This window comes from Paenibacillus sp. NPDC057886, from assembly GCF_042796655.1.
GTDB lineage: Bacteria > Bacillota > Bacilli > Paenibacillales > Paenibacillaceae > Paenibacillus.
The window spans coordinates 306,719-327,596 of the sequence record NZ_JBHVMZ010000004.1; the positions used below are offsets into that span (position 1 = coordinate 306,719).

The 20,878-nt window shown below is 47.6% G+C and carries 20 protein-coding genes; 9 read left to right on the top strand and 11 right to left on the bottom strand.

Going from position 1 to position 20,878, the window contains the following annotated elements:
* Positions 1-127 precede the first annotated feature (127 nt).
* From ACFVQB_RS15625 to ACFVQB_RS15635, 3 genes are all read left to right on the top strand, one after another.
* Entirely contained in the window at positions 128-1,117 is a 990-nt protein-coding gene (locus ACFVQB_RS15625) for a multicopper oxidase domain-containing protein (RefSeq protein ID WP_379440738.1), read from the top strand.
* Between the two features lie 41 nt (positions 1,118-1,158).
* A complete protein-coding gene (locus tag ACFVQB_RS15630; RefSeq protein ID WP_379440741.1) occupies positions 1,159-1,845 on the top strand; it encodes a Crp/Fnr family transcriptional regulator in 687 nt (228 codons plus the stop codon).
* A gap of 117 nt (positions 1,846-1,962) precedes the next feature.
* Positions 1,963-2,388: a YlbF/YmcA family competence regulator gene (locus ACFVQB_RS15635; protein ID WP_379440744.1), complete on the top strand. Its 426-nt coding sequence runs from the start codon at positions 1,963-1,965 to the stop codon at positions 2,386-2,388.
* Between the two features lie 95 nt (positions 2,389-2,483).
* Here ACFVQB_RS15635 and ACFVQB_RS15640 read toward each other — a convergent pair whose 3' ends face one another.
* Both ACFVQB_RS15640 and ACFVQB_RS15645 read right to left on the bottom strand, forming a co-directional pair.
* Positions 2,484-3,209, bottom strand: a complete 726-nt coding sequence (locus tag ACFVQB_RS15640) for a ZIP family metal transporter (RefSeq protein ID WP_379440746.1) — start codon at positions 3,207-3,209, stop codon at positions 2,484-2,486.
* A gap of 140 nt (positions 3,210-3,349) precedes the next feature.
* The gene (locus tag ACFVQB_RS15645; protein WP_379440749.1) at positions 3,350-4,078 is read right to left on the bottom strand and encodes a YwiC-like family protein; all 729 of its coding nucleotides are present in this window, start codon (positions 4,076-4,078) and stop codon (positions 3,350-3,352) included.
* A gap of 80 nt (positions 4,079-4,158) precedes the next feature.
* On the opposite strand from ACFVQB_RS15645, the gene ACFVQB_RS15650 reads away from it, so the two are divergent.
* The gene (locus ACFVQB_RS15650) at positions 4,159-4,860 is read left to right on the top strand and encodes a Crp/Fnr family transcriptional regulator (RefSeq protein ID WP_379440751.1); all 702 of its coding nucleotides are present in this window, start codon (positions 4,159-4,161) and stop codon (positions 4,858-4,860) included.
* A 157-nt stretch (positions 4,861-5,017) separates the two neighbouring features.
* Here the strand turns inward: ACFVQB_RS15650 and ACFVQB_RS15655 are convergent, their stop codons facing one another.
* From ACFVQB_RS15655 to moaA, 6 genes are read right to left on the bottom strand one after another with little or no spacing between them, the layout of a single operon-like run.
* Complete coding sequence (locus ACFVQB_RS15655) at positions 5,018-6,532, bottom strand: nitrate/nitrite transporter (protein ID WP_379440753.1); 1,515 nt, start codon at positions 6,530-6,532, stop codon at positions 5,018-5,020.
* A complete protein-coding gene (narI, locus tag ACFVQB_RS15660) occupies positions 6,533-7,258 on the bottom strand; it encodes a respiratory nitrate reductase subunit gamma (RefSeq protein WP_379440755.1) in 726 nt (241 codons plus the stop codon).
* The gene (gene narJ / locus ACFVQB_RS15665; protein WP_379440757.1) at positions 7,255-7,947 is read right to left on the bottom strand and encodes a nitrate reductase molybdenum cofactor assembly chaperone; all 693 of its coding nucleotides are present in this window, start codon (positions 7,945-7,947) and stop codon (positions 7,255-7,257) included. The genes narI and narJ overlap by 4 nt, the downstream gene beginning before the upstream one ends.
* Entirely contained in the window at positions 7,932-9,401 is a 1,470-nt protein-coding gene (narH, locus tag ACFVQB_RS15670; RefSeq protein WP_379440760.1) for a nitrate reductase subunit beta, read from the bottom strand. The genes narJ and narH overlap by 16 nt, the downstream gene beginning before the upstream one ends.
* Positions 9,391-13,143 carry a nitrate reductase subunit alpha gene (locus ACFVQB_RS15675; protein ID WP_379440763.1) on the bottom strand — a complete coding sequence of 1,251 codons (3,753 nt, stop codon included), beginning with the start codon at positions 13,141-13,143 and terminating at the stop codon, positions 9,391-9,393. Before ACFVQB_RS15675 ends, narH begins: the two co-directional genes overlap by 11 nt.
* Positions 13,144-13,202: 59 nt before the next feature.
* Positions 13,203-14,204 carry a GTP 3',8-cyclase MoaA gene (moaA, locus tag ACFVQB_RS15680; RefSeq protein ID WP_379440766.1) on the bottom strand — a complete coding sequence of 334 codons (1,002 nt, stop codon included), beginning with the start codon at positions 14,202-14,204 and terminating at the stop codon, positions 13,203-13,205.
* 316 nt (positions 14,205-14,520) lie between these two features.
* On the opposite strand from moaA, the gene ACFVQB_RS15685 reads away from it, so the two are divergent.
* From ACFVQB_RS15685 to ACFVQB_RS15705, 5 genes are read left to right on the top strand one after another with little or no spacing between them, the layout of a single operon-like run.
* Positions 14,521-14,754: a DUF2249 domain-containing protein gene (locus ACFVQB_RS15685; protein ID WP_379440769.1), complete on the top strand. Its 234-nt coding sequence runs from the start codon at positions 14,521-14,523 to the stop codon at positions 14,752-14,754.
* Positions 14,755-14,771: 17 nt separating this feature from the next.
* Positions 14,772-15,146 (top strand): hypothetical protein, encoded by a 375-nt coding sequence (locus tag ACFVQB_RS15690; RefSeq protein WP_379440772.1) that lies wholly within the window; start codon positions 14,772-14,774, stop codon positions 15,144-15,146.
* The gene (locus ACFVQB_RS15695) at positions 15,133-15,741 is read left to right on the top strand and encodes a DUF2249 domain-containing protein (RefSeq protein ID WP_379440775.1); all 609 of its coding nucleotides are present in this window, start codon (positions 15,133-15,135) and stop codon (positions 15,739-15,741) included. The genes ACFVQB_RS15690 and ACFVQB_RS15695 overlap by 14 nt, the downstream gene beginning before the upstream one ends.
* Before the next feature lie 13 nt (positions 15,742-15,754).
* Complete coding sequence (locus ACFVQB_RS15700) at positions 15,755-16,987, top strand: hypothetical protein (protein ID WP_379440778.1); 1,233 nt, start codon at positions 15,755-15,757, stop codon at positions 16,985-16,987.
* A gap of 25 nt (positions 16,988-17,012) precedes the next feature.
* The gene (locus ACFVQB_RS15705; protein WP_379440780.1) at positions 17,013-17,312 is read left to right on the top strand and encodes a metal-sulfur cluster assembly factor; all 300 of its coding nucleotides are present in this window, start codon (positions 17,013-17,015) and stop codon (positions 17,310-17,312) included.
* Between the two features lie 261 nt (positions 17,313-17,573).
* On the opposite strand, the gene ACFVQB_RS15710 is transcribed toward ACFVQB_RS15705, so the two are convergent.
* The 3 genes from ACFVQB_RS15710 to ACFVQB_RS15720 all read right to left on the bottom strand — a co-directional run bounded on the left by ACFVQB_RS15710 (position 17,574) and on the right by ACFVQB_RS15720 (position 20,754).
* Complete coding sequence (locus ACFVQB_RS15710) at positions 17,574-17,915, bottom strand: cupin domain-containing protein (RefSeq protein WP_379440783.1); 342 nt, start codon at positions 17,913-17,915, stop codon at positions 17,574-17,576.
* A gap of 144 nt (positions 17,916-18,059) precedes the next feature.
* Entirely contained in the window at positions 18,060-20,009 is a 1,950-nt protein-coding gene (locus tag ACFVQB_RS15715) for an FtsX-like permease family protein (RefSeq protein WP_379440786.1), read from the bottom strand.
* Entirely contained in the window at positions 19,984-20,754 is a 771-nt protein-coding gene (locus ACFVQB_RS15720; RefSeq protein WP_379440788.1) for an ABC transporter ATP-binding protein, read from the bottom strand. Before ACFVQB_RS15720 ends, ACFVQB_RS15715 begins: the two co-directional genes overlap by 26 nt.
* Positions 20,755-20,878: the final 124 nt, after the last annotated feature.

A 20,878-nucleotide genomic window follows, 5' to 3' on the forward strand; every position in this document is an offset into this window, starting at 1 on the left:
TCTTCAAGCGAAGCAAGTGTGTTTCTCATCACACCTGCTTTCGTCTTCATGTCGTATCCTATATCTAAAAGAAACGTATCCATCTCTTTTATTGTGAAATATATCACTTCAATAAGGTTGTGTTCTCATGTCCTTCTGGTTGAATTTATCCAAACTGTCTTTAGTGCTCACCATATTCACCGCCGTACTTTCTCATTGCAGTTCTTCCGAATCGATCAAGCCTGTTCAGCACAGTGAAGTCTCCACAGAGTCGATCAGTCAGCCGCCAGTTGATCCGATTATCCGCAGAGAAGGAACGACCGTATTTATTGAGATGACCTCACAGGTGACAGATATTGAAATCTCCAAAGGCGTCATCTATAACGCCTGGACGTTCAATGGTACAGTCCCTGGACCTGTTCTCCGCGTAACCGAAGGGGACACCCTGGTTTTCACGTTGAAAAATAAAGACGCCAAAATGAACCATTCCATGGATTTTCACGCTGTACATGCTGCACCCAGCAGCAAATTCATTGATGTCATGCCTGGCGAAGAGGGTACCTTTACCTACTCAACCTCCTCCCCAGGCGTGTTCATGTATCACTGTGGAACCAAACCGGTTCTTGCACATATCGCCAACGGTATGTATGGCATGATCATTGTTGAGCCCAAGGCGGGATACCCTTCCGATCATCTCGTTGATCGCGAGTATACTCTGGTTCAGAGTGAGTGGTATAAAGAGCATGACTACGATGCCTTTTTGAATGGGGAGCCAGATTATGTCGTCTTTAACGGCAATGATTACGGTCTAACCCAGCATCCTCTTCTGGCTAAAGTTGGAGATACGGTGCGGATCTATGTCAGCAATGCTGGGCCCAATGAAGTTTCCTCCTTCCACATCGTGGGTACGATCATGGATCGTGTGTATACCGACGGTAATCCACGCAACATGCAGTACGGAATACAAACCGTCATGCTTCCTGCAAGTGGCGGAGCCGTCGTGGAGTTCACAGTAACCGAGGAAGGCGATTATCCCATTGTGACGCACCAATTTAACCATGTAGCCAAAGGAGCTTCAGCTGTTCTACGTGTGACCAAGGATGGTACAGATCATGGTGGGCCAGCGATGTCCCACTGAGTGCATCCATCCTATCCTGAACCATTCGAGGTGATTGAAAGATGATCTGCACGCATGAAGCGAATGATGCCTGTTTCTCCAAAGTATCTCTGTTTCAGCATCTTGATCAGGCCGAATCTGAATTACTGACTTCCCTTCTACATACCCGTCAATATCACAAAGGAGACTATGTCGTTCAGGAAGGGGAACGTTCCGATATGCTCTATGTCGTTCATCAGGGATGTGTGAAGTTATCCAAATATAACGAGAACGGCAAGGAGCATATCACCCGTTTCCTGTTTCCGGGAGATTTCTTCGGACAAGATTCGTTGTTACACCAAAAACCACAAGCCGCGAACGCTGAGGTTCTGGAGTCCTCTGCCATCTGCTCAATTAGCAAACATGACTTTGACCAGTTACTTGAACATGATCCGAAGCTTGCTTATCATTTCCTGCTCGCCATTTCCGATCTGCTCCGTGAGACCGATGCGTGGAACAGCTCGCTCAGTGCAATGACAACAGAGCAGAAGATAGCCAAGCTGCTATTGTATTTCCACACCCGAAATCATGCAGGGCATGAGATACGTTTACCTGTTTCCAAAAAAGATATGGCACTGCTACTCGGCATCACACCCGAAACGCTTAGTCGTAAACTCGCCATGATGCAGACACAGGGACTGATTCAGGTTACAGGAAACTGTTTTCTCATTCTTCAATTGCAAGAGCTTAAAGAAATCATTGCGTGCTAAAGCGCAATGGCCGATGCTCCTTTATGTTAAAGATTTAACATGACTTGTGAGTATCGTCACAGTACACCTTTCAGTTACAGTATAGAGTTAAGAAAAGAATCTCAGGAGGTTGCATATATGAATACGGTTGTTAAATTGGACAAACAGATTATCATGCATAAAATGCAGGAGTTATGCTCACTGCTGTTACAGGATGAAGGCTACAAGGAAATGCGGGACATGATTGACCAGTTTGCCGCAGATGAAGAGGCTACCGCCCAGTATGAGCGTTTTATGGAGAAACATCAGGCACTCGAAGAGAAGGAACGGCAGAATATCGAATTGCTGGCATCTGAAATCCAGATATATGAAGAAGAAGAACGTGCTCTCTACGATCATCCCCTTATTCGCCGATTCATCTATGCACAGCGGGAGTTCAGCCAGCTGCATCAGCAGATCAGCCACTATTTCACAAAATCCGTGGAGTTGAATCGCCTGCCCGAGGCTAATGAACTGGGTAAGGAAGCCTGTGGTTGCGGAGGAAGCTGTTCCGGCAATCATTAATCCCCTGTTTACACATAAACGAACAAAAAGAGTATCCATGCATCAGAATCAATCTGAGCAGATACTCTTTTTTTTGTGTGATTCAACTCGCTTGTTTACAAGTCCAGCAAAAGGGAAACGAGCAATCCCATGGAGGCAATCAATCCCACAACAGGCCCACCCTCTTCAAAAGCTTCAGGCATCATGGTCGAGCAGATCATGGCAATGATTCCACCGCCTGCAAACGCACCAATCGCTGCCCCCATCTCTTCAGGAAGCAGCTCCAGAAACAGATAGCCACCCAGAGCCGCAAGCGCAGATATCAGCAGCACACTCAGCCACATGAACAGGATTTTCCCTTTGCTGTACTTGCTGCCCTGAAGTCCAAACGTACTGGACAATCCTTCAGGTATGTTGCTGACAAAGATGGATACGACCAGCACCACGCTAACACCATTACCAGCCAGCAAGCTTGCGCCAAGCATAATGGATTCCGGAATAGCATCCATGACCGTACCAGCGAAGATCCCGAGCCCGCTTTGATTCCAGTCTTCTTTCTTACCTGAACGTTTGCGCCCTGCCCCTCCCTTTGCCGAAATGAGCAGATCAAACAGGGTATACACAACGGCACCAGCCGTAAAACCAATAGCCGTAGGTACAATCCCTCCATCATTCAGCGCATCTCCAAGGAGTTCAAACGTAGCTGCACCAATCAGTGTACCTGTCCCAAAAGCCATGATCCAGCCAATGACTCGTTCGGGTATCTTAAGGAACAGTGCTGCCAGTGCGCCAATGACAACCGCTGAGGCAGAGATGCCGCCCCACATGCATGCAGTCCACATCTGGGCCGACCCCTCTCTTGTTCAATGATGTTCTATCATTCCATTAACCCCGGCTGACACAACAAAAACAATCTCCTGTGACATTGTGATCTATATCACCTGTTGTACTAAAAAATCACGCTATGATGAAATGATGCGAATTACAGCAGAATGGACCAGAGCAGAAACTGCACCGCGCCGATAATTTCTATAATCCCTACCTTCATCGGGCGCAGTGTTCTGCCTGAATATATGAACACACGGGCAGCGGAGTAGATGTACGCCAAAGACATCCACGGATACCCTATAACCGCCGGTATGATCATGAGAAGTATATGTACCAGGCGAGTCAGCATCAGCCAGCGCTTGTTGGTTCGCTCTCGAAAGACGGATTTCACAAAGAACGTACTTCCTGTAAAATGTAAGAAGGAAAATAAAACGACCATTGCCATTCTGTAGTCCCAGTGCCCGCGCCCAATAAGATAAGCAGCGGCTCCCCCAAGCGAGAACATCAGCATCGCGCACAAGTCATTGGTAAGCGAACGTTCTACTTTGTGCCTAACATGCCAGATGTTCACAAGTAACAGTCCGCCCAGCACAGGGCCGAAGAATAACAGCGAGGACTGACCAAGAATCGGTGGAATAAGGCAGATTAGAGCCACTGTACCGTAGATCGCAGCCCATCTGTACAGACGCTGTCGATTGGCATTTCTTTTCAGTGACTGTAACAAGGGATAGGCGGTCAGATATAGTCCAAGCCAGGCTATGAACAAGGGCACATGTAACCACTGCGGCCCACTCGCAACTACACCGACCAGAAAAGGTACACTAACCATGGCCCAGCCGCCATGTTCATGAGGAATAACAATGGTATGGGTATTGGTTTTCAATTCACATTGAACCTCCTACAAAGAATTATAATGAAGCCTAAATACAGAAGCGATGTATGACACAGAGAGGACGGATTCGCATGAACAGGGAAAATAAAGATTCAGCAGCAGATTTTTTGCAACAGTTCCCCATCTTTCAGGACCTTAGCCCGGAGGAATTAAAGCAGGTCGAAGATATCGCCATTTCCAGAAGCATCCACAAGAAAACGATCATTTTCAGCGAAGGTAGCGAAAAAGAAGCTGTCTTTTTCATTCGTACCGGCATCGTCAAAGCTTACAAAACCGATGAGAACGGACATGAACAGATTGTCTCTTTCCTCAAAACAGGAGATATGTTCCCACACACCGGCTTTTTTAACGCGCATCCATATCCGGCTACTGCCGAAGCAATAACGCCTACCGAACTACTGGCCATACCCGTAAGACAGTTTGAACGATTAATGCTGAGCACACCCTCCATTGCGATCAAAATCATGCGTGTGCTTGGTGATAAAATACGGGAATTACAGGATAAATTGCAGGTGCTCTCAGGTCAGGATGTACGCAACCGCGTGCTTTCTTTCCTCTTGATGCTCGCCGAGCAGCACGGTCAGACCGATGGAGACCAGATCATCATCAACCTGCCCATGACACACCAGGAGTTCGCCAATTCCATCGGAACAACAAGGGAAACCGCGAATCGACTGTTGAACCAGCTCACCAAAGAGCATCTGCTTGAAGTCGATCGCAGCCGGATTATCATTCATGACTTGCAAGCATTGAAGCAACAAAGGGATATGTAATCTCTCGGTCCACTGGTGTCACTTCCAACATCATGCAAGTATTAAAATAATATGTTCGGACACCGAACTCTTACACCCATCTTTGTGTACAAAAAGAGACCTTAACACCTGCAATTCAAGTTAAGGTCTCTTGCTGTATTCACCATACCCAGTACAATTATCTGGCCATCGTGAGCTCCGGCTTGCCCATATCACTGAACATGCCTGCATAATATTTCACTTCGCCGGCTTCGTTACGGATCGCCGTAATACTCAGCCATTCCTGATAGACCTCACCGTTTTTCTTCCGGTTCCAGATCTCACCCTGCCAATACCCTTTTTCACGTAATTCCAGCCATAGTTGATCATAAAAACGCTTATCCTGCTTGCCTGATTTCAGCATACTTGGCTTCTGTCCAACGGCCTCTTCAGCACTATAACCGGTGACCGCAGTAAAGGCCGGATTTACGGAAGTAATGACACTATTCGTATCGGTAACCAGAATCGCTTCGATTGTATTCTTCAAAATGCTCGCAGATAGTTGAAGCTTCTCCTGATAGAACATCCAGATCACGAGTACCAGACTGACTAACGCAATCTGGGATAAGGCCATGAAACCAATGGCATAATGGCCTGTCACACTGTACAACAAGGTCAACATCAGCGGAGGGAAAAATCCGCCCAAACCACCCATGGCCGAGATCATCCCGTTTGCGATACCCGCTTGTTTAACGAAATACATCGGCACTAATTTGAAAATAGTACCGTTACCTGTACCTGCGCACAATGCCACAGTCAGACACCCAATCGTATAGATATAGAACGATGGCGCGAAGGATAACACGATTGCAGCGACCGTCAGTCCGCCGAATACAAACATCAATATTTTGAACGGATTAAATCGATCTCCAAGCCAGCCGCCAACGGGCCGCATGATGGTAGCAACGAGAATGAATCCCGCGGTACGAATACCTGCATCGACTTTGTCCATCTGAAAGTTAGTGACCAGGAAATTCGGCAAGTATACCGTAAATGCCACGAACGAACCAAAGGTCAGAAAATAGAACAAACAAAGTAGCCATAACTTGTTATTGCTTGATACAGCTTTCAACTGCTGCATAAGAGGAGCATTCACACGTGTTTCTTTTTTGTCCCCCAAGACGAAGTTCAGTGCAGCCATTCCAAGTAACAGAATGCTATAGAGCAGAACGGTCGTGGACCATCCCATACGATCCGCGATCAGTGGCGCTCCGAATGCCGAAAGTGCCGTACCGAGGTTACCAATTCCGTAGATCCCGTTCACAAAACCGTGTCGCTCTTTGGGATAATATTTGGGAAGTGAGGTTACACCGACCGAGAAAACAGCTCCCCCTATACCGAGGAACAGTCCCCCAATGACCAGATCGCTAAACGATGTTGCCCGGCTAACCCACCATACAGGGGCCAGCAACAGTACAAAGCTGATCATGAAAATATTACGTGCTCCGTATCGATTCGTCCAATAGCCGATCGGAATACGGGCAAGCGATCCGATCAATACGGGAATGGCTGTAGCCCATGCAAGCTGGGAAGACGTAAGCGCAATATCCTCTTTAATAAATGGCATAAGGGATGACAGGATCACCCATACCATGAAACCAAGAATCAGACTTGCCGTTTGCAAGGGCAGTTGAACCTTTCCTTTATGTTGCATTTACATCGCCCTCTCCTTCTTTTGTTCCTGATTCGGATACACAGCTCCATCTCTTCTGCGATACAGCACATAACTGCGTTTTAGATAACCAAGAGGCATACTTAGCATGTGGACCAGTCGCGTAAATGGAAAAACGCAATACAGTACAAATGTGAGCAGGATGTGTACTTTGAAATTCATCGGTACCGTCTGCATCAGAACCGGATCAGGCTGGAATACGATCAGACCGCGCAACCATGGATTAATCGTTGTCCGATAGTCGAAACCCGTGTGATTCACTGCATTGGCCGAAGTCGCCAGAATACCGGTTACAATGACAATGATCAACATGGCAAGTGCCAACCAATCCCCAACGCTGCTCGTTGCCCGCACTCTGCGAGCAACATATCGACGTACCAGCAGAATGACTGCACCTGCAAAAGCAATGATCCCTGCAGGCAGTCCTCCTGCAATAGCCATCAGGTGATACCCTTCATCACTAAGGCCAATCCAGCGATAGAACTCCACCGGTACAAGCAAACCGGCAATATGTCCACAGATTACAGCGAATATTCCGATATGAAAGAGCAGGCTTCCCCATTTCAGCATGCGTTTCTCCAGCATCTCACTTGACTTGGACGTCCAGCTAAAGGGATTCGTCACATATCTCCAGATGGTCGCTGTAACACAGAACACAATGACCATATACGGGAGAGCTCCCCATAACAACAATTCCAATGTACTCACCGATTCCCCCTCCTCATCTGAGCTGCGATCTGCCCAAGATCTTCTGGCTGCTTGCTAGCAGCTTCCGTTTGCTCTGGTACATCAGGGGCAGGAGGCTCAGGGATGACCTGTAACATCAGGCTAAGAAGTGGGCTGTACGGACTGCTCTGTCCTGAAATGCTCTCCGTCATCGTGACCAAAGCTTTATGGCAGCTGGAGAGAACTCCCATGGCATCTTCCTCGGGAGCCTCAGCTACAAATTCAAGTACCATGGGCAGATAGTCCGGCAACTCGCTAACTTCCATATAGAAGCCCGCTGCTTCATATCTACGCTTCAATTCGATCAGAGCCGGTCCACGATCCCGCTCATCTCCATGAAGAGCATACGTAAGATAGAGGTTGGACTTTTTATCAAAATCGAATGTGCGGACATAGGAGTCTTGCCATTGAATCGAGCTAACTGCCAGCGCTTCATCTACAAACGTCAACAGGATCTGGTTCAGCGTCTTATCCGAATTGGACTGTACCGCTTCCTTAACCCCTTGCAGCCCTTCTCTCCACTCTGTATCGGGATATTGCAACAGGTAAGAGATCAGTTTACAGACCATTCTTCTCGTATCCGTATCGTAAACCAGAGCCTGACCTGTTTCTTCATTGGTATCGATCGTCATCGTTGTCGTTGTCTCCTCTCCCATCAGAATACCCCGCAAGAACCTGGACCACCTGCAAAATCAAGTCCGCAGCTGCCCTGTTCGCTGAAGAGATCTTCCACTTCCTCACGGTGAGCTGGCGGGATCACAAAACGGTCATTGTACTTCGCAATTGCGAGCAGACGGTACATGTCCTCGATTTCCTGAGCATCCATGCCTACTCTGTCCAGCAATGCCGACTCACTGGTCTTTCCAGTCTGCTGGTTACGCATGTGAATACGCATAACTGCCATTTTTCGCAGTACTTCACGGATTCGACCCGTATCTCCTGCCGTCAGCAGATTGGCCAGATATTCTACCGGAATACGCATGTTATCAATTGCCGGGAAAATATCATTCGCTTCCAGCGAACTTCCCTGTCCCTCTACCCGATTGGTAATCGGGCTAAGCGGCGGAATGTACCATACCATTGGCATGGTGCGGTATTCAGGGTGAAGTGGAAGTGCAATCTTCCAGTCGATAACCATTTTGTAAATAGGCGACTGCTGCGCTGCAATAATCCAATCTTCTGGAATTCCTGCCTCACGCGCTTCACGAATTACTTCAGGGTCATTCGGATCAAGGAAAATATCCATCTGGGATTCATAGAGATCCTGATCATTTTCAACCGACGCTGCGGCTTCAACACGGTCTGCATCATAGAGCATGAGGCCGATATAACGGATACGCCCCACACAGGTTTCGGAACAGATCGTTGGCAAGCCTGCTTCAATCCGCGGGAAGCATAGTGTACATTTCTCGGCTTTGTTTGTCTGCCAGTTGAAGTAGACTTTTTTGTACGGGCAGCTCGACACACAGAATCTCCATGCACGGCATGCATTTTGATCGACCAGTACGATCCCGTCTTCCTCCCGTTTGTACATCGCTCCTGAAGGACAGGAAGACACACAGGACGGATTGAGACAGTGTTCACAGATCCGTGGCAGGTACATCATAAATACCTGTTCAAAATCCATTTTGATCGATTCCTCAACGCCCTTCATGTTCGGATCTTCCATCCCGGTTACATGGGCACCCGCTAGGTCATCCTCCCAGTTCGGTCCCCACTCCAGGTTCATATATTCACCCGTAATCTGGGATTTCGGTCTGGCTACCGGCTGGTGTTTCTTCTCCGGACTGTTCGTCAGTTTCTCATATTCGTATGTCCATGGCTCATAATAATCATCAATGGTTGGTTGATCCGGATTATGGAAAATATTAAGCAGGCGTCTTGCCCGTGTGCCTGATTTCAGCTCAAGCTTGCCATTCTTCATCTCCCAGCCACCGCGATAACGCTCCTGGTCCTCCCATTGTTTCGGATAACCCACCCCTGGCTTGGTCTCTACATTGTTCCAGTACATGTATTCTGCACCCGGACGGTTCGTCCAGGTGTTTTTGCACGTTACACTACATGTATGGCATCCTATACATTTGTCCAGATTCATGACCATACTGACTTGTGCTTTAATCTTCAAGCCAATCCACCTCCTGCAGTTTTCTTATGATGACGTTAAGGTCACGCTGGTTGCCTGTTGGGCCATAGTAGTTAAAACCATAACTTAACTGGGCATAGCCGCCGATCATATGTGTTGGCTTCACATGAATACGTGTTGGACTGTTATGCGTACCCCCACGTGTCTGTGATATTTTCGTACCCGGAACGTTAATGTGACGGTCCTGAGCGTGATACATAAATGCCATGCCACGAGGAATACGGTGCGTCACAACTGCTCTGGCAACCACAACCCCGTTACGGTTGAAGCATTCGATCCAGTCATTATCAACGAGTCCGGCTTCTTCAGCATCTTCGTGGTTCATCCATATTGTCGGTCCACCACGGAACAGGGTCAGCATCGGCAGCGCATCATAGTACATACTGTGGATCGACCACTTGTTATGAGGTGTAAGGTAGTTCAGTACAATCTCCTTGCCACCTTCAATCGGACGCTTGCTGTTTGGATGGAACGGTGTGTGCTTCAGAACAGGCTTAAATGTCGCTAATGTCTCTCCGAACTCGCGGAGCATGGCATGGTCGATATAGAACTGCTGTCTGCCCGTCAATGTACGCCACGGAATCAGACGCTCCACATTGGTCGTAAATGGTGAATATCGACGTCCGCCTTTTTCCGATCCACTAAATGCAGGCGAAGTGATGACCGTTTTCGGTTTCGAAGTAATCTCATCAAATGTAAAGCATTCCTCTGACCGCTCTTCAGCCAAGTCTTTCAGGTGCAGTGCAGTTTTCTTTTCAAGCGACTCCCAAGCACGAACAGCCATCTTGCCGTTCGTTGTTGAAGACAAGGTCAGGATTGCCTCTGCAACGTTGCGATCTGTGCTCAGATCAGGACAACCTTGTCCAATGCCATCTTTCCGGTTGACACCCAAAATGCCTTTGAGCTTCTCATACTCTTCACTGGCAGACCAGGATATGCCCTTGGTACCGATCGGTTTATCCTTCACAACAGGTCCCAGACTGATCATTTTGTTATATACGGCAGCATAATCACGTTCCACCACCTGAATATGTGGCATCGTTTTACCAGGAATTGCTTCACATTCCCCAGCGCTCCAGTCCTTAATCTCTCCATACGGCTGAGCAAGCTCATCCGGTGTATCATGCAAGAGCGGAGTCGCAATGATCTCTTTCTGTGGCCCATCAAACTGCTGTGCAGCCATGTCCGAGAACACTCGTGCAATTTCCTTGAAGGTATCCCAGTCCGAACGGGATTCCCATTGTGCGGCTACCGCCGGGTTGAACGGATGAACAAACGGGTGCATATCCGTACTGCTCAGATCACTTTTTTCATACCAGGTCGCAGCTGGCAGTACAATATCGGAGTACATCGCTGTACCTGCCATACGGAAATCCATGTTAACCATCAAATCAAGCTTGCCTTCCGGTGCTTCATCCACCCACTCCACATGCTCAGGGCGAAGTCCATGATCGTCATCGTTCAGGAGTCCGTTCGTTGCACCGAGTAGATGCTTGAGGAAGTATTCATGCCCTTTGCCGGAACTTGAGATCAGATTCGCTCTCCAGACAAACAGTACACGCGGGAAGTTCGCCGGATCATCCGGTTGCTCGATCGAGAACTTCAGGTTTTTATTCTGCAATTCAGAGGCCACATAAGCCCCAATTTCTTCCTTCGTTGATGCTCCGGCTTGCAATGCATCCTGATGCAGATCAATCGAGTTGCGATTGAATTGCGGATAGGATGGCAACCAGCCCATGCGAGCAGCCATAACGTTATAATCCGCTACATGCTGGAACCGGGGTTCACCCTCAAGTGCTGACGTTAATGCGCCTACCTGAGTCTCCTCATATCTCCACTGATCTGTTGCAAAGTAGAAGAAGGATGTTCCGTTCTGCAGTCGCGGAGCTCCAGTCCAGTCACGAGCAAACGCAATGGTCTGCCAGCCTTCAGCCGGACGCAGTTTCTCCTGACCAACATAGTGAGCCCAGCCGCCACCGTTCACACCCTGACAGCCTGTCATCAGAATCAGATTAATAATGGCGCGATAGATTACATCAGAGTTATACCAGTGGTTAATGCCGGCTCCCATGATGATCATGGAGCGCCCCTTGGTATCGATGGCATTTTGTGCAAACTCGCGTGCAATCTGAACAACCGTATCCCGATCCACACCGGTAATTTTCTCTTGCCACTCTGGGGTAAACGGCTTCTCCTGTGGAGCATGCAAGATGTCATTGCCGTTGTTCACACGTACACTCAACGGTTCTGCACCAGATACAACTTCTGCCGAATCCGCAGAACGGGTCATTTCACGTTCGACTCCATACTTCGCAAGCACCAGATCATATACCGCTGTGACCGTAATCCACTTGTCTCCGACCCGGATTTGACGTACAGGAATCTGCCGCTGCATGATATGTTTTCCCTCGTCATCGAAGTATGGCAGTTGAATCGTTACGAGATCGTGATGTACGCCGAGCAAGGATAATCTTGGATCGATCGGCTCACCGTTTTCCACCTGTTCCATTTTGAGATTCCATGTGCCTTCTTCGCCCCAGCGGAAGCCTAAACTTCCTTTTGGCATGGCATAAGTTCCACTGTTTTCATCGTATACAAGCGTTTTCCATGCCATGTTATTGCCTGTGATGCCCAGGTCTTCCCCAACGAGAAATCTGCCTGCTGTGTGCATGCCGTCCTTTTCTTCCACAATCAGCAGGTTTGGAAAGTCTGTATACTGTTTGGCATACGCCATGAAATAGTCCGTAGGCTTATCAATATAGAATTCTTTCAGAATGACATGGCCCATAGCCATCGCAAGAGCGCCATCTGTCCCTTGTTTTACCGACATCCACGTATCTGCGAATTTCACATACTCCGCATAATCCGGACTGATCGATACTACTTTCGTCCCCCGATAACGTGCTTCAGCCAGGAAGTGGGCATCCGGTGTGCGTGTCATTGGCAGATTGGAGCCCCAAACCAGAATGTATCCCGAGTTGTACCAGTCACTGCTCTCCGGTACATCCGTCTGATCTCCCCAGATCTGAGGTGAAGCCGGAGGAAGATCGGCATACCAGTCGTAGAAACTGAGCAAAGGTGATCCCATCAGGGATAAGAACCGTGATCCTGCTGCGTAACTGACCATCGACATGGCAGGAATCGGTGAGAAACCAATAATCCTGTCGGGTCCGTACTCTTTGATCGTATGAATCAGAGAAGCTGCGATAATCTGAGTCACTTCTCCCCATGACGCGCGAATCAATCCACCTTTACCACGTACTGATTTGTATCGCTTCACTTTGGCAGGATCATCTGCAATGCTGGACCAGGCTTGGACCGGATCACCATGTGTCTGAAGCGCATCACGCCACATATCCAGCAGCGCACCACGTACGTAAGGATGTTTGACACGCAACGGGCTATATAGATACCACGAGAAGCTTGCACCACGCGGACATCCCCGTGGCTCAAATTCCGGCATATCCGGCCCGGTTGAAGGATAATCGGTTGCCTGCGTTTCCCAGGTCACAATGCCGTCCTTTACATAGATCTGCCAACTGCATGATCCCGTACAGTTGACTCCGTGTGTGGAACGTACCACTTTGTCATGCTGCCAGCGGCGGCGATAAACATCCTCCCAATCCCGGTTAACCGGGGACATTTCGCTCCAGCCCTCCGCACTTTTTTCACGTTTGGCAAAATATTTGAGTTTGCCCATCCAGGGCATGCTTTTGTTACTCATTGTTGTCCTCCCACAAATATGACCTGTTGATCCGAGTTCTGCTTCTTAAACTGCTGTTGTTAACCTCCGATTTGCGACATATGTCGCAGCGTTGGCGTACCGTCGATCTGTTGCCCGTTTAAGGCTTTTACCATGTCGTGTGTTTCGGGTTTGGCTCCGAGTGCCTTGTAAAATATATCCTGAACCGCCTTGTCATCACCTACGAGCGGGCGAACATTGAACTCATCCGACCAGTAGAGACACGGCTTGATATTTCCGTCTGCCGTCAGTCTGAGTCGATTGCAATTTCCGCAGAAATGACTGCTAACCGGATGGATCAGACCAAAGGTTCCGACAGCTCCCACAATGCGATAACTATCAGCCGGGCCGTTGCCATATATCTCTCCACAGCTTTCGTATTTCCATAATGCTCCGCATGTTTCCAGCACATGCTCGAGGGGCATATACCCTGATCTCCAGCCTTCTCCACTTTCACCTATAGGCATGTACTCAATAAAACGAATATGAATGGGTTCATCCCGGGTCATACGCAGAAAATCTTCCACCTCATCGTCGTTCACGCCTTTCATCAGCACCACGTTCAATTTGATCGGATGAAATCCGGCTTTATGGCTGGCCTTGATGCCTTCCAGCACACGCTGAACTTTACCGCCCCGTGTAATGCTTGCGAATCGCTCCGGCTTCAATGAATCCAGGCTAATGTTCACCCGGGTTAAACCCGCTGCTTTTAGTAGATCCGCATAAGCCGCCAGATAGATGCCATTGGTTGTCAACGCGATATCCTCAATTCCCGGAATAGCGGATAACATTGCAATCAGTTGATCCAGCCCCTTGCGAACCAAAGGCTCCCCCCCGGTCAAACGCAATTTCCGAATGCCCAGTGGAGCAAGCGCCTTGACAATGGACGTGATTTCTTCATAGGACAGGATTCGTTCTGTCGGTTCAAACTGCATTCCTTCCTCCGGCATGCAGTACACACAGCGGAGATTACAGCGATCCGTAACCGAAATTCGCAAATAATCATGTACTCTTCCAAACGGATCCATTAATTTTGATTCCATACACGTACCTCCCTTCTCTAGGGTGCTGTCTTAATATCAGCCGAAGGAGGAACCTCTTCCTCTCATCAAGTGTCATCTTGACGCTAAATATAAGGATGTCTCGCTCTGCGAACTGTGCAAAATATCACAAGAAGTGAAACAAAGATTACATTCACATTTTTGTATACCCTGAATTTCCGTCCCAAGCGGGGACCCGGTTGAAATATGGCAAGATTATGACAATGGATAATGTGTGAGCAGGCTCACAAAGACCCCTCATCACGTTTTCTATAATCAAATTGCAACAACACACTATCCCAATTTGGAGGAATGACACATGAACACATATGCAGCAACGATTAATGCCACGGAGTATCCACCGCATTTGAAACATAAAATTATTTTCGAAACTTTTGACCAGCTACAACCTCAGGAAGCTATGCTGCTCATTAATGATCACGATCCGAAACCGCTCCGATTCCAATTCCAATCCACACATCCCGAAGGTTTTAACTGGGAGTATATTGAACAGGGGCCTACAACGTTCCAGGTCAAAATCAGCAAATTATAGATTGGAGCTGAACCGCTATGGCGCACGTTGAAATCATTGATGACACTACACTTCGCATCACGCTACGGCTGGAAGATGCAACAACCATGATTCAAATGGCACAGCGTGAGCAAGTGGAATATGCGCAAGAAATCATCACCATTTACGAGAAAATGCCTGTGTTCGAATATACTCATTTCTGTTTTTACGCCTATGACAGTGCAAGACTTTTTGAGCGTGTGCTCGGAATGGACCCCAAGACATATCTGTCCTTCTCCCTCGATGCACCGGAGTCATTCTTCTATGCCTTGTACGGTGGTATGGCCGCCTTGTACGAATCATCACTACAGTTGGTACAGCAGGCCGATGTTGCCGGCGCAGGATCGGATGTGAATGCACATGTGTCCAACTGACGTGCACATTGTTGAACTGGATGTACGTTCTCATCTGAGTAAAAAGCTGGAACCGTTCCAGTTAATTATGGATACGGTCAAAGGACTTAAGCCTTCCGATGTATTCGTACTGCATGCTCCATTTAAACCGACGCCTCTGCTCGGCATTCTCAAGATGAAAGGGTACTCCAGCACATCTGAACGAATGGATTCGGATCACTGGGTCACCACTTTTGTGCACAAAAAAAATAAAACCAGTGCAGAGTTCATATCTGCAGCGGTTTTATCCGGTACGACACCTGAAACGGAACTAGATTCGGTTTCAGGTGTCGCATCATCATCCTGCGCGGGGCGTCCTGAAGGAATAGCCGTCGCAGCTGAACATAACGATACTCAGACTCCAACCGTTGTCCTAGACAATCGCGGATTGGAACCACCGCAGCCGATGATGCGAACGCTTGCCGCTCTGGAGCGTTGCAAGCCAGGGGAAGTCGTACTGATTCACAATGACCGTGTGCCTGTATTCTTGATTGAGGAGCTGGTCAATCTGGGTTGTCTCTACACGGTTGAGGATCAGGCGGATGGTACCGCCAAAGTGAGAATTGAAAAAGGGTAAGGAGGCGAGAGCCATGTCCAGGTTGCCATTTCTTTTTATCCTCACGGGCATCTTTGGATTTGTAATGTATCACGCATTCTCGCTGCTCTCGCTGACAGGCTGGCTTGGTGATGAATTAAGAGGTCCCGAAGGCTGGTTTCATGCCCATCTGTTTGTGCTTGGATGGGCAACCATGCTGGCTATGGGTGCCGTTTATCAGTTGATACATGTCATTTTGCAGTCCAATATCTATAGCGTGTTCCTTGGATATTGTCATTACTTCTTGTTCACGATTGGAATTACAGGCATGCTGTACGGCTTCATTCGTGCGGATGTCCACTGGATTGCCGGTTCTGCCACATTTGCACTATTAGGCATACTATCGTTCGGCTGGAATATGGCAGTTACCCTCTTCCGTGCTTCCCAGTGGAACCCTGTGACGATTAGCGCTGCATGTGCCTGTCTTTACTTGGTATTAACCGGGCTGACCGGTATGCTGATGGGGCTTAATTTTGCTTTTGGTGCTTGGAATGGTCTGCATGAGCGCTTGTTCGGAGCACATATCTGGATGGGAACTCTCGGCTGGTTTGGCATGTTAATTACCGGATTCAGTTACAAAATGCTGCCGATGTTCTATTTGTCCCACGATTTCTCAATTCGGTTGCAAAAAGTGGTTTTAATTCTATGGAACGCAGCTGTAGTAACAGGTGTGATCGCATTTCTGACAAGGATCAAAGGCGGATTGCTCTGGTTCGCACTTTTGCTTTTGACCGCTGCGCTAATCTGCTATGTGTACCATCTGGAACAGATTCAGGAGAAACGGCACAAAAGCAACCCGGGCCCTGGTATTCGCTGGACTGTCTATATAAGCCGAGCCTTTGCTGTGTACGCTATTGCCCTACTGATCTACGGTGCGCAAGGTACCGAACTGCTGCTTCATCCACGTGTAGTTCTTCTTACTGGCTGGGTATATCTCGGAGGATGGGTGTCCCTCACCGTCCTGGGCTATGCTTCCAAAATCGTGCCTTTTCTATGGTGGACCCACAAATACGGCAAACTTGCTGGCCGACCCGGAACACCGCTGATGGCTGGCATGTTGAGCGAAAAGAAGGTGAAATGGGGATTGCTCGCCATGGTTGACGCCAGCCTGTTGCTTGTAAGTGGCATTTTAATTAATCTGGCAGAGGTCATGATGGTCGGAGGAACGATGTTGTCTCTTGTCTCAATCGCTTATATCGCGAATATTGCTTTGGTGTTCAGACGTTAATAAGATCGACTGGAGAGTGAAAAGGATGGAACAAACAACGCATTTGCTGGAGTGTCTGAAGGAAGTATATGACCCTGAATTAGGTGTTAATATCGTTGATCTGGGTCTGGTTTATGAAGTAAATGAAGAGCCTGAACGTGTACATGTGCGGATGACGTTGACTACGCCCGGTTGTCCCTTGCACGATACGATTGTTGGTGCGGTGAAGTGGGTATTGCAAGAAAATACGAACAAGACCGATATCGACGTTCAAGTCGTATGGGAACCACAGTGGTCTCCCCAGCTCATGTCGAGAGAAGCCAAGGAAATGCTGGGATATTTCTAAACAGAATGACTATAGACCGGATGAATGAACAAGTTGCCGGCAGAATACGAAGAAGCGTACTTAAGCTCTGAAGTTCTCAGACCCAGGTACGCTTTTTGTTTTGCGATAGGAATCTACACTTGACCTACTCTCCAGAGATTGCTAGAAGGACACTTATTGGAGAAGAGTATTTACTTATAAAAACGAAAAAGGAAACTCCAGAAAAGAGTTCCCCTTATGTTAATCTGCCGATCGGTGATGCATTTCATGAATTCCTTGCTATTAGATATCCTTCGCATATGAAGCTTCAGGCACTTTATTCAATACCACGAACAAACGAACCTCCTGGTCCCCTGTGTTATGGAACGCGAATTCCGTCTCACCGCCACAAGAGATAACATCCTCTGCCTTTACTTCATGTTCTTTTCCGTCCAGAATTAGTGTGCCGGTACCTTCGACTACCAGTAGAATTACATCTGCCCCTGGATGTTTATGAACCGGAAGCTGTTGTCCTGGCAGAAAATGAAGGGCAAAGGTAACTCCACCCCCCTGTTGAAATAAAACCCGTTTGGTAAAGCGGTCTGCGCTAAATGTTTTGACTTCCTGCAATGAAGTGATACTCATGATTATCGTCCTCCTCAATAATATATCTTGTGAATACATTCATCTTAACGCAGAATGGCCCGCATTTCCTTGATCTGAATCAAGAAAATGCAGGCTGTGAACGAATTAGGATCGACCACTTATGATCATTCGTTTCTTGGATGATTACACCATCATTTTGCGCAGAGAAGCGATATATCTTGAACGAATAATGAAGAAATAAAAGGTCTGGGCAAGTACAAATGCACCAAATACAGTCAACACCGGAACGGTATAATTGGTAATTCCGAATTCCGTCAGGAACGGCTTAACCACCACTAACGTTTCAATAATGGCTACCCCGATCGGAAAGAAAAACAGGATACCAATCTGGATGGTTGATGATCGTTTCATCTCCTGAAAACTGAGACCCATTTTAGACAAGGAATGCACCATTTTCCCATCTGCCTCCAGATCCGTGTGCAGTCTGAAATAGAGAAAACTGGCTGAAGAGATCGAGAAGATCAGTCCAATGAAAATGCCCAAAAAGGTAAAGAGCGCTGTCGTCTGTCTGAATTCTTCGAAGTCAGCATATCGCGTTGTGAAAAAGCCAGAAAAGTCTTTATCGTTAGAGTTGTTTCTGATAATGGCATCCATGCCTTTCAGTCGATCGCTCACCATCACTTCGGATGATTGCCGATTGGGTACCGATCCTTCCCATAAAGGGATATGATAAAGGTATTTACCGGAAACAGCATCTTTATCCAGTTGTCCTGCAATAGCTTTAAACTCTTCATCATTTACAATAACCAGGGATGATGTATAGAGGAGCCCGTTGAATTCCGGTTCATTTTCAGTGTATTTAATATCGAATCTGACAGGACCTGAGCTTATATCCAGCGTTAACTGATCCCCCTTTGCATAAGCACGAAATCTTTCCTGATGACGAGGCTTATCCACATCGCGGGAATCAATGAATATGCCGGCATGAGCTGCGAGAGTATAGGTCGGTTTGTTCTGAATTGTGTTGAACTGGTTGAAATCACTTAGAGACATCACACTGATGCCACTGTCATCCGTACTTGCCCAAAAATACTCCAGATAAGCCTCCTGATATTGAAGGCCTGCAGCATCAAGAACCTCATTGACAGGTGCCATGTTAGGCTGTTCCGATGCACTGTACACGTTATAACGAATCGGAAAATGATTGTCTCTAAACACGTGTCGATTCTGTTGATCCAGCGACAAAATGACCACTGCACTCATGGAAGCAATCGCAATCACCACTGTCACCATAAACAGCATGCGTGCGTTATCTTTTATTTTGTAACTCATCTCCGAAATCCACAGCAAGCGTGTACCATGCCATACCCGTTTGCGATTACGCTTTAACAGACGGATGGCCAGCACGGAGAGCTGCGAGTAGAAAAAATACGTACCTGCAATGCCTGTCACAGCAGAGATCAGAATGCTCTCACTCGACAAACTGCCGTATAGCGCAATGAATCCCGTAGCCAGAAACGCAAGCCCAAGAATAGAGAATATCCATGATGCTTTAGGTTCCTTTTTGGGTTTGCTCGTGCCCGTTAGCAGCTCCAGTGCCCGCTTATTTCCGATAAAGACCAGTGTGAACAGGGAAATGCAAAAGAACAGTACTATAAAAGCAATCACCGTAATCAACATGGCCTTTACAGGGAAATAAAAAGGCAGATCTTCCATACCGATAAATCGGGTGGTTAACATCAGGAACAGCTTGGACAATAACATGCCTCCACCTATTCCAGCCACAATGGACAGACATCCGATAAACATATTTTCCAGAATGACCAGTCTTCGAATCTGTCCCGGTTCCGCGCCCAAGATGGTTAGAATGCCGAATTCCTTATTCCGTGATTTCAGAAATGCACTAATGGAATACATAACAAAGAAGATCGCGAATACGTACACGATGACGGAGGCAGCCTGCATTCCCGCTGCCGTGGTCTTGCCAATCGGCAATTTCTCAACATACGGATGGTAGATAAACATGGCATACGCGAAGAATATCATGACCATGAATGCACTGCTTAGGAAAAAGGCGATGTACGCTCGCCCGTTTCGGCGAATGTTGTTAAAGGCGAACTGAGGAAAGCTCATGCGAATTCCCTCCCCAGAAGGATAATGTATCAATAATCCGTTGAAAGAACGTCTGGCGGTTATCACCACGATGCACCTCGGCTGCGAGCTTGCCATCCTTGATAAACACAATCCGATGGCAATAACTTGCGGCAAGTGGATCATGTGTGACCAGCATAATGGTTGTTTTCTCTTGCTGGTTGATCTGTTCAAGCGATTCCATAACCGCTTGGGATGACGTGGAGTCCAGCGCGCCTGTCGGTTCATCAGCCAGTACAATGGATGGCATATTAATCATGGCTCTGGCAATGGCTGTACGCTGCCGCTGTCCGCCCGAAATTTCATACACGCGTTTATCCAGAATGTGATCAATCCCAAGCTGAGCGGTAATCCGATCGAGTCTGCTCTCCATCTCCTTCAGCTTAACCTTGTCCAGCGTCAACGGGAGTACTATATTTTCAGCAACGGTCAAGGTATCGAGCAGATTAAAATCCTGAAATACAAACCCGAGTTCCCGGCGTCGGAACATGGCGAGTTCTTTCTTTTTCATATCAAACGGATTCATGCCATTAATTAGCACCTTGCCTGAACTTGGCTCATCAATGGTCGAGACCATATTGAGCAACGTCGTTTTCCCACTGCCCGATGGTCCCATAATGCCTACAAATTCACCCTGCTTGATGGTCAGATGAATATCACTAAGGGCCTGAGTCTGCACTTTGCCCTGATACACTTTGTTTAGTGCCGAAACTTGCAACATTTCCATAGGTGTTTCCCCTCCAACTAACTATGCTTTGTTTTCATATCCTTATCCTAAACGACCTCCTACAACCCTGCTATCGATCTACCTTAAACTTTCCTTACACATCGTTTAAGATTATGTTCCCCCT